The organism is Clostridium estertheticum subsp. estertheticum (genome assembly GCF_001877035.1).
Classification (GTDB): domain Bacteria; phylum Bacillota; class Clostridia; order Clostridiales; family Clostridiaceae; genus Clostridium_AD; species Clostridium_AD estertheticum.
The window spans coordinates 3,464,187-3,478,436 of sequence record NZ_CP015756.1; the positions used below are offsets into that span (position 1 = coordinate 3,464,187).

At 30.9% G+C, this 14,250-nt stretch carries 14 protein-coding genes; 1 reads left to right on the forward strand and 13 read right to left on the reverse strand.

The window, feature by feature from the left end:
- Positions 1 to 17 precede the first annotated feature (17 nt).
- The 8 genes from A7L45_RS16270 to A7L45_RS16300 all read right to left on the reverse strand — a co-directional run bounded on the left by A7L45_RS16270 (position 18) and on the right by A7L45_RS16300 (position 7,332).
- Positions 18 to 1,181: a metallophosphoesterase gene (locus A7L45_RS16270; RefSeq protein ID WP_071613762.1), complete on the reverse strand. Its 1,164-nt coding sequence runs from the start codon at positions 1,179 to 1,181 to the stop codon at positions 18 to 20.
- Positions 1,182 to 1,260: 79 nt separating this feature from the next.
- Entirely contained in the window at positions 1,261 to 1,434 is a 174-nt protein-coding gene (locus A7L45_RS23340) for a hypothetical protein (RefSeq protein ID WP_153882482.1), read from the reverse strand.
- 31 nt (positions 1,435 to 1,465) lie between these two features.
- Positions 1,466 to 2,068, reverse strand: a complete 603-nt coding sequence (locus A7L45_RS16275) for an HAD family hydrolase (protein WP_071613763.1) — start codon at positions 2,066 to 2,068, stop codon at positions 1,466 to 1,468.
- Positions 2,069 to 2,178: 110 nt separating this feature from the next.
- Positions 2,179 to 3,597: a pyruvate kinase gene (pyk, locus tag A7L45_RS16280; RefSeq protein WP_071613764.1), complete on the reverse strand. Its 1,419-nt coding sequence runs from the start codon at positions 3,595 to 3,597 to the stop codon at positions 2,179 to 2,181.
- A 73-nt stretch (positions 3,598 to 3,670) separates the two neighbouring features.
- A complete protein-coding gene (locus A7L45_RS16285; RefSeq protein ID WP_071613765.1) occupies positions 3,671 to 4,465 on the reverse strand; it encodes a rod shape-determining protein in 795 nt (264 codons plus the stop codon).
- 174 nt (positions 4,466 to 4,639) lie between these two features.
- Entirely contained in the window at positions 4,640 to 5,353 is a 714-nt protein-coding gene (locus A7L45_RS16290; protein ID WP_071613766.1) for a GGDEF domain-containing protein, read from the reverse strand.
- Positions 5,354 to 5,407: 54 nt separating this feature from the next.
- Positions 5,408 to 6,571: an FIST signal transduction protein gene (locus A7L45_RS16295; protein WP_071613767.1), complete on the reverse strand. Its 1,164-nt coding sequence runs from the start codon at positions 6,569 to 6,571 to the stop codon at positions 5,408 to 5,410.
- Positions 6,572 to 6,648: 77 nt separating this feature from the next.
- On the reverse strand, positions 6,649 to 7,332 hold the full coding sequence (locus A7L45_RS16300) for a GTP pyrophosphokinase (RefSeq protein ID WP_071613768.1): 684 nt from the start codon (positions 7,330 to 7,332) through the stop codon (positions 6,649 to 6,651).
- A 319-nt stretch (positions 7,333 to 7,651) separates the two neighbouring features.
- Between A7L45_RS16300 and A7L45_RS16305 the strand changes: the two genes are divergently transcribed.
- Positions 7,652 to 8,515, forward strand: a complete 864-nt coding sequence (locus A7L45_RS16305) for a LysR family transcriptional regulator (protein WP_071613769.1) — start codon at positions 7,652 to 7,654, stop codon at positions 8,513 to 8,515.
- 95 nt (positions 8,516 to 8,610) lie between these two features.
- Here the strand turns inward: A7L45_RS16305 and A7L45_RS16310 are convergent, their stop codons facing one another.
- The 5 genes from A7L45_RS16310 to A7L45_RS16330 form a co-directional block, all read right to left on the reverse strand.
- On the reverse strand, positions 8,611 to 10,347 hold the full coding sequence (locus tag A7L45_RS16310; RefSeq protein ID WP_071613770.1) for an ABC transporter ATP-binding protein: 1,737 nt from the start codon (positions 10,345 to 10,347) through the stop codon (positions 8,611 to 8,613).
- Positions 10,347 to 12,083 carry an ABC transporter ATP-binding protein gene (locus tag A7L45_RS16315; protein WP_071613771.1) on the reverse strand — a complete coding sequence of 579 codons (1,737 nt, stop codon included), beginning with the start codon at positions 12,081 to 12,083 and terminating at the stop codon, positions 10,347 to 10,349. Before A7L45_RS16315 ends, A7L45_RS16310 begins: the two co-directional genes overlap by 1 nt.
- Positions 12,084 to 12,213: 130 nt before the next feature.
- Positions 12,214 to 12,696, reverse strand: coding sequence for a hypothetical protein (locus A7L45_RS16320; protein ID WP_071613772.1), 483 nt, complete (start codon positions 12,694 to 12,696; stop codon positions 12,214 to 12,216).
- A complete protein-coding gene (locus A7L45_RS16325) occupies positions 12,662 to 13,357 on the reverse strand; it encodes a putative ABC transporter permease subunit (protein WP_071613773.1) in 696 nt (231 codons plus the stop codon). The genes A7L45_RS16320 and A7L45_RS16325 overlap by 35 nt, the downstream gene beginning before the upstream one ends.
- Positions 13,347 to 14,063, reverse strand: a complete 717-nt coding sequence (locus A7L45_RS16330; protein ID WP_071613774.1) for an ABC transporter ATP-binding protein — start codon at positions 14,061 to 14,063, stop codon at positions 13,347 to 13,349. Before A7L45_RS16330 ends, A7L45_RS16325 begins: the two co-directional genes overlap by 11 nt.
- Positions 14,064 to 14,250 lie beyond the last annotated feature (187 nt).

Sequence of the window (14,250 nt, forward strand, 5' to 3'; positions counted from 1 at the left end):
AAATCTAACATATATTTTTATTTTTTAAAATTAAGATTAATTTCAACTATTTCAGATCGGCTTCCTATCCTAATTGGAGGTCCCCATGTTCCATAACCTGAAGATACAATAAAGTTCGAATTGTTTTTTTTCAGATAACCATAGTCTATTTCAAATATCAAATTTGTTATAAGATTTGCAGGAAATAACTGTCCTCGATGCGTATGTCCAGATACCTGTAAATCAATCCCATTCTTTTGTGTATCAGCAAAATCTCTTGGCTGATGATCCATTAATATAAGAGGCCTCGACTTATCTAAATCCTTTATTATGTCTGATAGATCTTTTCTTTTAATTTTCGTCTGCGATTCCTGTGATATATCGTCGCGACCTATAACATAAAAACTATTATTTATTAAGATTGCTTTATCTCTCAGTACATTTATTCCGGAAGCCTTAAAAGTTTTAACAATATCCTCTACACTTCTGCCCATTTCATCATGGTTTCCAAGACAAGCATAAACTCCATATTTACTTTTAAGTCTTTTAAAGTTATCACTCATATTTTGTTTTACAAAAGGCTCTAGACTACTATCAATTATATCTCCAGGTATTAGAACAATGTCTGGATTCAATTCATTTATTTTATTAACCATCACAGTAAGCCTTTTATTATCTACTACAAGACCAAGGTGAATATCCGAAACCATAATAATCTTAAGTTTCTTTAAATCGCTAGATGTTTTATTTACATTCAAATCATATTTAGTTACTTTTGGGCTTCGAGCGCTCCAAGTACCATATACCATTAATCCTGATAAACACACAATTACAACCATTGCTATTATTATTGACAAATTAGCAGTTTCATTTATATTCCTTGGAATAAATGAAATCTTACTATTTAAAAATCTTATTAAATCAATGATAGGCAATAACAAAATAAGATAAAAAATTATCCCCATCCAATATGATCCCACAATATTCAATGAATTTAAAACTACAGAAGGAATATACGAAGACAATAACATACTTACGATATATGCCGATGCTATTAGTCCAATTACTATCCAATATACTTTATTATTTAAAAACGAAATATGACTTCCTAAGTTTTGCCATCCCCTTAACCCTATATAATAATTTATACCACCATATAAGAAAAGAAATAAAGCAATACCTAATAACATTAATTTGTTCATTATACACCTCTCATTATCTTAATAAACATTCATACCTATTCTATAAATTAATTATCTATGTAAGCATCCTTTTTAATTTCTAACTCTTTGGTTTAAAATACTTTGTTATCAATTTATCTCCAATATATAATATAATAAAAGCTGCGAGTATAAATGCCCATCCAAGTCTTTTCCAATATGTTAACGCTATAAAACTAACCAAACAGTACCAAATGGCCTGTAGAAAATAATAATAAAGATTTTTTATTTTCATAATATACTCCCTTATCTCAATATTTTAAATACTATAATACCTTATATTCACTCAATTTTTTACGTAAATATTTTGAATTTATGAAAAGTATGGCTTCAAAACCCAACTTCCTAGCACCTTCTATATTTTCAATTGTATCATCTATAAAAATGGATTCCTCTGCCTTAATTTTATATCTTTTTATTAATTTATTATAAATTTCTTTATCAGGTTTTATAAGCTGTTCCTTATATGAGAGGATTCCTCCATCAAAATATTCAAAAAATTTATATCGTTTAGTAACATCTTCGTATGCTAATAAATGAAAGTTAGATAAAAAATAAAGTTTATATCCATTATGTTTTAGTTCTTTTAAAACTTCTACAGTATCTTCAATTGGTGTAAGTAATTGATACCAATTATGCATTACCATCTTTATTAGTTCACTATTTTCTATGCTTCTGTGACATATTTCATTTACTGCTTCTTCTTGTGTAATTATACCCCTATCAAGCATAACCCATTCTTTACTTGTGAATATTTCCGCATAAACTTCCTGAATTTTTGCTTTATCAGAAATTAGTGTTTTAAGATATATTATTGGATTAAAATCTAATAATACGTTTCCTAAATCAAATACAATATTTTTAACCATACTTTTATATCCCCTTTTATGTGTATAATTATAAATTACAATAAAAAGGTCTAGCAATTACGCTAGGCCCTAAATACTTTAATAAATATACTACTAATCTGTTTTACATTTTAAACTTTTTGTATTTTCATCATATTAGTAGTACCAGATTCACCAACAGGTATTCCAGCTGCAATTATAACAACGTCTCCTTTTTTTATATATCCAGAAGCTAGGCTTTTTTTCACTGCATCAGCCATTAATTCGTCTGTTGAAGTTAACTTAATTGAAAGTATTGTCTGCACTCCAAAATTAATAGATAAACCTCTTGCAACTTGCTTGCTAGGTGTTACAGCAATAATCGGACACATTGGTCTATATTTGGATACTATTCTAGCAGTATGACCACTTTGCGTTGCTGTTATTATTGCAGATACATTTAATTTATCTGCTGTGTTACATGTAGCAAGGCTTATACCATCTGATATATTTTCAAGAACTTCATGATTTCTTTTATTTAAAGCGGCTCTAAAATCAATATTTGACTCTGCCTCAATGGCTATATTTGCCATCGTTAAAGCAGATTCCAATGGATATTTTCCATTAGCACTTTCACCACTAAGCATTATTGCATCGGTACCATCAAAAATAGCATTAGCTATGTCTGAAGCTTCTGCTCTAGTAGGTCTTGGATTTCTAATCATAGAATCTAACATTTGTGTTGCTGTTATAACAGGTTTACCTGCCTTATTACATTTATGAATTATCATTTTTTGAACTATAGGAACCTTTTGAATTGGTATTTCAACACCCATATCTCCCCTGGCAACCATAATGCCATCAGAAGCCTCTATTATCGCATCTATGTTATCTACGCCTTCTTGTGTTTCAATTTTTGATATTATTTGGATATGTTCGCCACCATTTGCATTAAGTATATTTCTAACATCTGTTACATCGCCAGCTTTTCTTATAAAAGAAGCTGCTACGATATCAACCCCTTGTTCACATCCAAATATTAAATCTAATTTATCCTTGTCAGTTACGGCTGGAAGACCAATAGATATATTAGGAACATTTATTCCCTTATGATTTCCTATAAAACCAGAATTTAATGCTGTACAATTTATTTCAGTGCCCTCTATTGAATCAATCTTAAATTCAATAAGACCGTCATCCACAAGAAGTCTACCATTAGCCTTAAGATCTTTATAAAGCTCTGCATAAGAGACAGAACATCTCTCTTTGTTCCCAAGTATTTCTTTACCACAACTAAAGATGAATTTTTGACCTTTGTCAATTGCTACAGTATCTCCCATAAAATCGTGTGTCCTAATCTTAGGTCCTTTTATATCAAGCATTATAGCAACAGATTTATTAAGTTCTTCCCTAAGACTTTTTATTAGGTCAATTTTTATTTTGTGATCCTCATGTGTACCATGTGAAAAATTAAGTCTAGTAACATTCATTCCAATTTCCATGAGTTTTGTAAGTATTTCTTTACTGTCACTTGCAGGACCTATTGTGAAAATCATTTTTGTTTTTTGCATAATCAATCTCCCCTTTATTTTTTAAGTCTTATAATTTATTTATAACATATACTCTTCCCATTTACAATAATGTTTAGCCTTTCCTAATTTTCATTGTGTTAATTTTTGAAATAGCATTCTTTAATCCTTCTATAATACAATTTTCATATTCTAAATATACTAATTGATTTTTGCCTATATTAAGACCAAATACATTCTTTAGATTTGTTGGAACAGATAAATATATTGTTCTTTCTATTTCTAATTTCCACCCTATAGTGACTTCTTCCAAATCTTTTTCTGATAGTTTTATATTTGTAAATTGTTCTGGTAATTCTTTTGATGCATCATCTGTTAAATTTCCAATATTGTTTATTATATCTTCTTGTGTTAACTTATTATATCCCCTTTTTAAAATTTTTACATTGAAAATATTTCCAGCAAAAACAAGACCAAAATAAGTTAAGTCATTTAAGGAATAAATAAATATTTTCCTTCTACATTCTTCTATCCGAACCCCTGAACCAATAGCCGCGCACATAAAATTACTAAGAATATATATATTGCTCCACTTAAATTTTGAAGCTTCCTCAACAATTGATGCTTTATTCTTTATGTCAGAAATCTCAAATGGGATAGCAATAACCAATCCGGGCCTAAATAATGATTTTTTAACATTGCTTAAGACGTAATTCAATAATTGCTCCATGGCATTAATATCATACCAATAGTTTTCATTATTTATCGGATTAAATATATTGGGAAGTATTTCTCCTATAGATTTATCTATGAAAGTATTCTCTTTTTTTTCAAAAGCTCTTACTTTTCCATTTAACAAATCAACACCTATATATCTTTTCCTCATAAAATTAATTATATTTTCTAGCATTTATTATCCCTCTTTTCGTATAAAGTTTATATTAATATTGCCGACAATTGCATTGTTTTTATTTAGCTGATAATTAAAAAGTCCCGAATTACCTTTTGGTATTTCAAGACTTTCAGAGACTCAGTAACATTACTATTCCCCATATACCATAATTGAAATTCAGGCAACTGTATCTTATTTGAAAATACAAGCACAATTGCGGCGTTCCTTAGCCTGATAAAGTGCCATATCAGCTCTTTTAATAATCCTTTCTATGCTGTCCTCTTTCATGTACTCAGTAATCCCAAAACTACAAGTTAGATGTTTAGGTGTTCCAAAGTTATGGTTAGATACTTTTAATCGTATCCTCTCAGCCAATACATATCCATCATTTGCACTTGTATTTGGTAAAACAATAAAAAATTCTTCTCCTCCCCATCTTCCAATGTACTCAGTAGTACGAAGGCTACACTTCATCAGTTGAGCAAGTTCAAATAAAACTTGGTCACCAGCTTGATGTCCATATGTATCATTTACTAACTTGAACCAGTCAACATCGATTATAATAACCGAAAAACTTATCTTATAACACTGTGCCTGAAGGTATTTTTCATTAAATATCTCGTTAATTTTTCTTCGGTTATATATCCGTGTAACTCCATCAGTGGTTGAAACTTCTTGAAGCTCCGCGTTCTTGGCAAGTAGTTCTAATCTTTTGAAGTCCAGTTCTTGATTCTTGACATCAAGCAAGTTCTTTTGTGCATCTAGCTTGTCTATACTAGAACGATAAACTAAATCATAATGATCCATTGCCTGCTCTATAAGTCTTCGGCTATGTTCCGAGCGTTGCAACTTTTTTTCCAAAATCGCTATTCGCCTAATCATAACATCTATATTATAATTCTCCATTCTTAATCTCCAGTCTATTTACTTTAACGACATTTCAGCTCCGAAGGAGATGATTTAACCTAGCAATACAGTTACAAATGTTTCATTATGGAACTTATTTGTTAATTTATTTAAATTTGGACAAAACTCACCATAGGAATAAAATCCAACAAATTTTACACTTTCCCCTATCTTTTCCTGAAGAATCTGGCACTCCTCTTTAGTTCGTGTTCCAAGTAGAACCCTTCGAGCTGAACAAGAGAAACATAATGCTATAACGGGTAATTTATTTGATGAAAATGTGCTAATCGCATGGTTGATTGAACTTTTAGCACCTGCCAAAATTGACTCACGGTTTACCATGGTAATACGGACTTTATAACCAACCGGAACATTACCTAGATAGGTTATTGATCCAATGTTATCATCATAATTTTCGAAGCTAGTGCGCATAAAACAAAAATCACCCTTATCATCATATACTGCAATTGGTAGTTCAAGGGTAGCCTTAACATTTTGGCCAAGAATATTACTATAGAATTCAAGTGCAGGCTTATGGTCGATTTCATAGATCACATTACCATGCGATCTTGTTATAGTCCCCACATCACCCACTGGATGCCAACCACTGTCCATCCCGAAAGAAATATCAAATGATCCAGCTAAAAGTAAAAATGGAGATATATTTTGTGATGATGCTTTATTGTAAAACTGTTTAGAATCAGTAAATCTCCAACTATCTGCTGATATTCCACCCACAATTGGAAGTTTACCCTCTGTAACTGTAGTTAGCTGTTGCATAACTGTCTCACCACTTGTTTTAATCACATCTGAAAATAATATACATAGGTTAGGATTCTGCCCTAATCTGGTAATAGACTCTGATAATACCTGACTACATTCTTTTCTCATATCTATTGCTGTATTATTGATAAAGCCAGAAACAATTTTTATTTCTTCAGATATAAATAATGTCAAAACTAATGAATCCTCTACATACTCACATTCTGAAGAAAATTCTCCATCTGTTGTACATCCAATGAGCTGTAACTCCGGCCATTTTTCATAAATTTTATCAAGTACCAACTGATGATCAACGTCTATGCTGGCATAAAGAATTCCTGCCGTAGGGTGATGTTTATCAAGCTGAAGCTCACAATCTTCAATTAGTTCCTTAACCGCTAAAAATGAATCTAGTTCTATACTGTGAGCTATGGCTACAAAAAAATCTTTTTTCATAAGTTCCTCCCCTATTCATCTACAATTCCATAAAATTCTTAAAATTATAACATTATCTATCATAAATTACTTTTATTTCATCTTATTTTATCTACTTCAATTTCTATGTTTTGCATTTTTATATCTGTTGCTGCTATAATATCTGCACAATCTTTTAAATCATTTTTTATATGTATTGCAATGCCTTCCCCTTTTTTATAATATAACTTATGTTCTAAACTTGCCCAAAAATCCATAGCGATTGTTCTTATTTGTACTTCTACTCTTATGGGTTCTACATGATCCGAAAAAAATATAGGAATTTCCAAAACCATATGAAGGCTTCTATACCCATTAGGCTTTGGATTTTTTATATAGTCTTTCTCTTCAATTAAAGTAATATCCTCTTGCCTTTTAAGCATATCTGCGACCTTATATATATCACTAACGAAGGAACAAACAACTCTTATCCCCGCTATATCATTGAAATTTTCCCTTGCCACTTTAATACTTGGTTTTAAATTTTTACGAGTAAGTTTGTCCATTATACTCTTAGGTGATTTAACCCTAGATTTCATATATTCTATCGGATTTCTTTTCCCCTTTATTTTAAATTCATAATCTAAAATTTCAAGTTTAGTACTAACTTCCTTTATAGCACAACTATAAATCATTATAAGTTCCTCTATTTCTTCTATTTTGCCTTCCATATCGCTTGGAGATACTGCTTTATCTATTATTTGCTCAAAGAATACTTTATCTGTTTTTGTGGATTTACCCATGAATGTTTTGCTCCTTTTCGTCTAATTATGATATCAATAGCTGCTAAAACCACTTTTTCATGGATTAAATCATTCTTCCATAAGCAGGATTTTCTTCAATTATACCATTAAATAACCATATATCTTGAAGTACAATAATAAAATCATTGCATGTTTTTTCATATACTAATATGATTATAGTATATGAATTCCCATACTAGTAATATATATCTTATATTGTGGTATACGATATTCATATATAATAAACATGAATTAATGTTTGGTTTTGTAATTTAAATTATATCTAGAGTACCTGCATATGCATAATAGGAGGTATAATATGGACATTAAACAACTTAGATATTTCCTTACAATAGCAGAGGAAGGTCAAATAACCGCAGCAGCTAGAAGACTTCACATTGCTCAACCCCCTTTAAGTCAACAACTTAAACTTTTAGAGAGAGAACTTGGAGTAAAACTTGTAGAAAGAGGACCAAGACATATCCATTTAACTGATGCTGGTGAAATTTTAAGAACTAGAGCAGAGCAAATTTTAGAACTTTCAGATTCTACAATAAATGAAATAGATGATTTTAAAAAAGGTTTAAATGGAACCTTATCTATAGGAATGGTTTCATCCTCTGGTGCATTACTTATAAAAAATACTTTGTCAAAATTTCATGAAGAATATCCTGGTGTAAAATTTTCCGTGCAAGAAGGTAACACATTTAAGATCCTAGAACTATTAAATAGAGGGATTATAGAAGTTGGAATTGTTAGAACACCGTTTAAAGCTTTAAATTGCAATTGTAAACATATGGTAAAAGAACCAATGATAGCAGCAATGACAAAAAAATATTCTTCGGATTTAGAAGGGATTTACATATCATTGAAAGAACTAAATGGAAAACCTCTGATTTTTTATCGAAGATTTGAACAGTTAATAATGGATACCTGCACGGAAAGTGGCTTTAAACCAGAGGTATTCTGTAAAAATGATGATGCACGAACAACGCTTATGCTAGCAAATGCAGGCTTTGGAATTGGAATAGTACCTAAATCTGCCTTTGAACTTTCACGTAATGAGAATCTTATTTATAAAGAAATAAAAAACGAAAAATTAGAAACATCACTAGCTGCAATATGGATAAAAGATAGATATATGTCCTCACTAGCAGATAAGTTTATAAAATTTTTCAATTAATAGTTTGCTTTAAAAATGACTGTGTAAAAACTATTTTATTCGTTTTACACAGTCATTCTAAAATTAAAATTAAAACCATTAGGATTTTATCAAAATTAAACAGCAGCAAACTGACTGTTATAAAGTTTTGAATATTGTCCACCTTTTTCTAATAGTTCTTCATGAGTTCCACTTTGAACAATATTACCATTATCCATAACCAAAATTATATCGGATTCTTTTATTGTAGAAAGCCTATGAGCTATAATAAAACTAGTTCTCCCCTTTAACATTTTAATAAATGCTTTTTGGATTTTAATCTCAGTTATTGTGTCTATATTACTTGTAGCCTCATCCAAAATTAACATAGGAGCGTTAGTAATCATTACCCTTGCTATAGTAAGCAGTTGTCTTTGACCTTGTGAGAGATTTTCACCTGCATCAGTAATTATAGTGTTATAACCCTTAGGTAAACGACGTATGAAGCTATGAGACCCAGAAGCTTTGGCAGCGGTTATTATTTCATCTTCTGTTGCATCAGGTTTACCATAGGCTATATTTTCCTTTATAGTCCCGCAAAAGAGCCATGTATCTTGAAGAACCATTCCAAAATTACAACGTAAACTATCACGACTTATTTCATTTATATTAACATCATCGATAAATATACCTCCACTGTTAATCTCATAAAATCTCATCAATAAATTTATAAGAGTCGTTTTACCTGCGCCAGTTGTACCAACTATGGCAACCCTGCTCCCAGGTTTTAAATTTAAATTAAAGTTTTTAATAAGAGGACGATTAGATGTATATCCGAAATTTACATTTCTAAAGGAAATCACACCTTCATTATTATGAAGATTTATTGTTCTTTTTTTGTCAGCTATTTCTGGTTCCATGTCAAGGACATAAAATACACGCTCAGCAGAAGCTTCTGCTGCTTGAATCTGTGTAAATATCGCAGTTATATCATTTAAAGGTTTTGAGAATAATGTGGCATAAATAAGAAAACTTGATATATCACCTATTGTGAGTTTACCAAAGATCACAGCAAAACTTCCAATAATACCGATAAGCGAATAAATTATGTTATTCACAACTCTTGTAGTTGGACCTGATAAAGAACCATAAAATTGAGATTTTACACCTGCACTATATAAATCATTATTTATGTCTTTAAATTTATTAATAGTTTCATCTTCATAATTAAACGCTTTTACAACTTTTTGACCATCTATAATTTCTTCAGCATAAGCGTTTAAATTCCCCAAAATTTTAGCCTGCTTTTTAAACATTTTTTGAGAACGGTTTGTTATAAATCTTGCCATAAAATAAGAAGCTGGAGACAAAATCAAAACTACTAATGTCATAACAGGATTTAAGTAGAACATAAAACCTATAGCCCCTATTATGGTAACAATACCAGTTATAAGTGTGGACAAACATTGAATCATTCCATCTGAAATTGTTTCTATATCGTTAACAAACCTGCTTATGGTATCACCATGAGGATTAGTGTCAAAGAAATTTAATGGTAGTTTATTTGTTTTTTTGAAAAGATCCCGCCTCATATGGTTAACAGATGAAAATGCGATTAAGTTAGTTAAATAGATCAAAAGCCAATTAAATATGTTTCCAGCTATATAAACTATTGCTATTGCAATAATAATTTTGAATACATAACTAAAGTCAACAAGACCTTTTCCTATCATCTTATCTATAGTTTTACCTATTAGTAGCGGGGCAATAAGACTTAAAATTACTGTTATAATTGCGCTTAGAAGGGAAAAAACAATATATATTTTAGAGTTTGACATATATTTTATAATTCTTTTAAATATAGTTTTATTCATTATTTGTTTACCTCCTTTTTTGAAAGCTGTGAAAGACATATGTCTTTGTATGTTTCACAATTTCTCAAAAGATACTCATGTGGACCCACTCCTACTATTTTTCCATCATCAAATACAATAATTTTATCCGCATGTTTTATAGAACTTGCACGCTGAGAAACAGTAAGTACAGTCATGGTATTACTAAGACTTTTAAGACCAGTTCTAAGGGCTGCATCAGTTGAAAAATCAAGTGCACTAGATGAATCATCAAGTATTAAAATTTCAGGTTTTGCAATTATCGCTCTAGCAATTGTGAGTCTTTGTTTTTGTCCGCCAGAAAAATTAAGACCACCACGAGTTACCTGTGTATTATAGCCATCTGGTAGCTCTTTTATAAATTCGTTTGCTTGAGCTGTTTTTGCAGCGTCTATGATTTCTTCTCTAGTAGCTGTTTTCTTTCCCCAGCGAATATTGTCTGAAATAGTACCAGTAAAAAGCACAGATTTTTGTGGTACCATGCTAATTTTCTCCCTAAGTTTTTTCAGAGAATAATCTTTAACATTTATTCCATTTATTAATATTTCACCTTTACTAACATCATAAAATCTTGGAATTAAATTTATGAAAGTCGATTTACCTGAACCGGTAGCTCCTATAATACCTACTGTTTCCCCCTTGTTAATTGTTATGTTAATATCAGTTAGTTCACGATCACTGGCACTGTCATATGAAAAGGAAACCAGTTTAAACTCAATTAAAACATCGTCTCCACGAGAAGATATTTCTAAGTTATTACCATTGTCCTTTATTGATGCTATGGTATTAAGTATTTCATTGACACGGTTAGCCGAAGCAAATGCTTTTGTAAATATGATAACAAGATTTGATACTGCAACAAGTGCGAATAATATTTGCGTGGCATAATTTACAAATGCAATAATTGTTCCCTGAGAAAGGGTACCAGCATTAATATGATAACTACTAGCCCATAATATAGCGATTATTGCTACATTCATAACAAGAGTTGTGAGAGGGTTTAAGAGCGCTGAGGTCTTGCCAACTAAAACTGCTGTTGAAGTTAGATCATCGTTTGTAGCTTTAAATCTTTTTTCTTCGTTCTTTGTTTTTGCAAATGCACGAATTACTCGTGCTCCAGAAAGATTTTCACGAACTACAGTGCCGAGTCTATCTAATTTGTTTTGATATTTACGATAAAGAGGAGATGTCCTACTTATGATAAGATATATAATAATTCCAAAAATAGGGGTAGCTAATATCAATACGAGAGCTAATCTAAGGTCTAATAACATTGACATAATAATTGCACCGATACATATAAATGGTGCACGAAACGCCATACGAATAAGCATAGCAACTGCTAGTTGGAGCTGATTTACATCGCTAGTAATACGATTTGTTAGCGATGCTGCACCGAACTTATCTATTTCCACATAGGAAAACGTAGATATATGTTCAAATAATTTATTACGTAGCGTTGTACCAAAACCTTGAGAAGTAAGTGCAGCAAAATACTGACATGTCATAGAACTACAAAATCCTAATATGGCCATAGAACACATAATTCCGCCCATTTTTAGCACATAGCTTGTATCATGCGAGCTTACACCGTTATTTATAATAAGTGCCATAAGTGTTGGAAGCAAAAGTTCTAATAATGCTTCAATAAGCTTAAATGTAGGTCCTAAAATACATTCTTTCCTATATGGTTTTAAAAATTTAAAAAGTTTAAACAAAAATCATCACCCCAGTATAAAAATATTGCATGTTTTGTTCCATGCGAATACGATTATATCATAGGGATCGCCATATTAATAATATATGTTTTGTATATATGGTATACGATATTCATATATATAATTAAACTTAAGGTAACTTAGTTCCACACACTTTTATATAAAGAAACGACGTGAACCCTATCACTGCAAGGGTAATCACTCCCATAATTAAGTTTCTGTCTACACCCGGTAGAATGAATATAATTACCATAGGTATAAACCCAAATAACATTCCACCCAAAATTCCAATTACAGATGCCATACTTTGCTTTATTACAGTAACTTCAGATTCCCATTCAAAATTAGGCATTTTAAGATTAATGAATATCCCCCAAACACAAGTAAATGCAACATATGCAAGTGGTGTCACAAACATCCACATAGCAGGCATAATAGTTGGCTTTAAACAAAGACTCATAAATAAAGAACTTAACAATGATATAGGTAATAAAATAGTTGCATTTACTGACATTTTACTTCTATATATAGTTGCTGCTTCTATAGGTGCAGATTTCAATATCCATAAATTTTTACCTTCAAGTGAAAGCGATACCGCACTGGTACATGTCATTGCTAATTTGTTTAATATTTATTTGGCCGCCACTCATCGTTCCTGCGCTCATGCTTACGCCCATAAAACCAATAGTTAAAACAAATGATAGTATGATATTTACCATATTAGTGTGTTTAAATCTGGATGAAATTGCACTAATAATTGCTCCAAGTACCGCAGCTATTGTCATTGGCACAAGCGCTGTTACAAACATAGAAATAAACCAAATTACATAAAATAGTATCTGTGGATGTGCGAATAAGCAATAGGCAATCCCCATAGGCATCATAACAAGAATTGAAAAAAGCACATTTTCTCCATACATCAATAAAAATCTGCTTGTTATTACTGTAGTTGTTTGAACTGGTAATGCCATAAGCATATCATAGTCCTTAAATGCAAATAGTGTACCACTTGCTTTAAATAGAGTAAAGAGCATTACAATCACACTTGTAATAGTAAATGCATATCCCGGAATAATTGCAGTAAGTCCAATTCTACCCAAACCATACGCCAATATAAAGCAATATGTAGACATCATAATCACAGTTATAGTCATTGCAACAGCAAATATAACAACTTTATTTTTCTTTTTTTTATCCTTCTCATATCTAAATGTATTCACTCCAGACTGATTAAGAAACTGCGTCTTTAAAAGAATCCAAGTGTTATTGTTCATTTTCTGCCACCTTCATATAGAGTGATTCTAATGATTGATTTTTAATTAAGGTTTCTGTATCTCCTGCTTCAATAAGCTTTCCATCTTTAATAATCGCAATTTTATTGCAAAGCTTCTCCGCAACATCAAGCACATGGGTAGAGAAGAAAATAGCACTTCCTTGTTTACATATTTCATGCATCGTATTTTTTAATATCAGAGATGCTTTTGGGTCTAATCCTACAAACGGTTCGTCGAGCAATAGTAATTTAGGTTTATGAATTAGGGCAGAAATTAAAGCAAGTTTCTGTTTCATTCCATGTGAATAAGAAGAAATCAAATCTCCGAGTACACTAGTAATCTCAAATAATACACCATATTTCCGAATAGACTCTTCCCTCTCTTCTTTTCCAACTTTAAAAATGTCCGAAATAAAATTCAAATATTGAATTCCCGTTAAATGCTCATATAAATCTGGATTATCTGGTATATAGGCGATTACTTTTTTACACTCTACCGGAAATTTTTGTACTGAATGTCCGTCAACAAAAATCTCCCCTTCTTCAAAATCAAGTACCCCTGCAATAGCTTTTATCATTGTGCTCTTTCCGGCCCCATTGTGACCTATAAATCCATAAATATCTCCAGCTTTCACTGTAAGATTAAAATGATCCACGGCTTTTTTTCCACCCTTATATACCTTTGAAAAATTTTTAATTTCCAACATTAGCCTATCTCCCTTTTATATATTAATTTAGATATCTTTACATTAATATAACGGATAACTAAACAAAAAGTTCACAATTGGTGGTAAATTTTCTTTATAAATTCTTTTATTAAGCACTAAAAAAGCATCTATAAATTAATATAGATGCTTTTTTAGATGAATTATTGATTAATAAAACAGATAAACA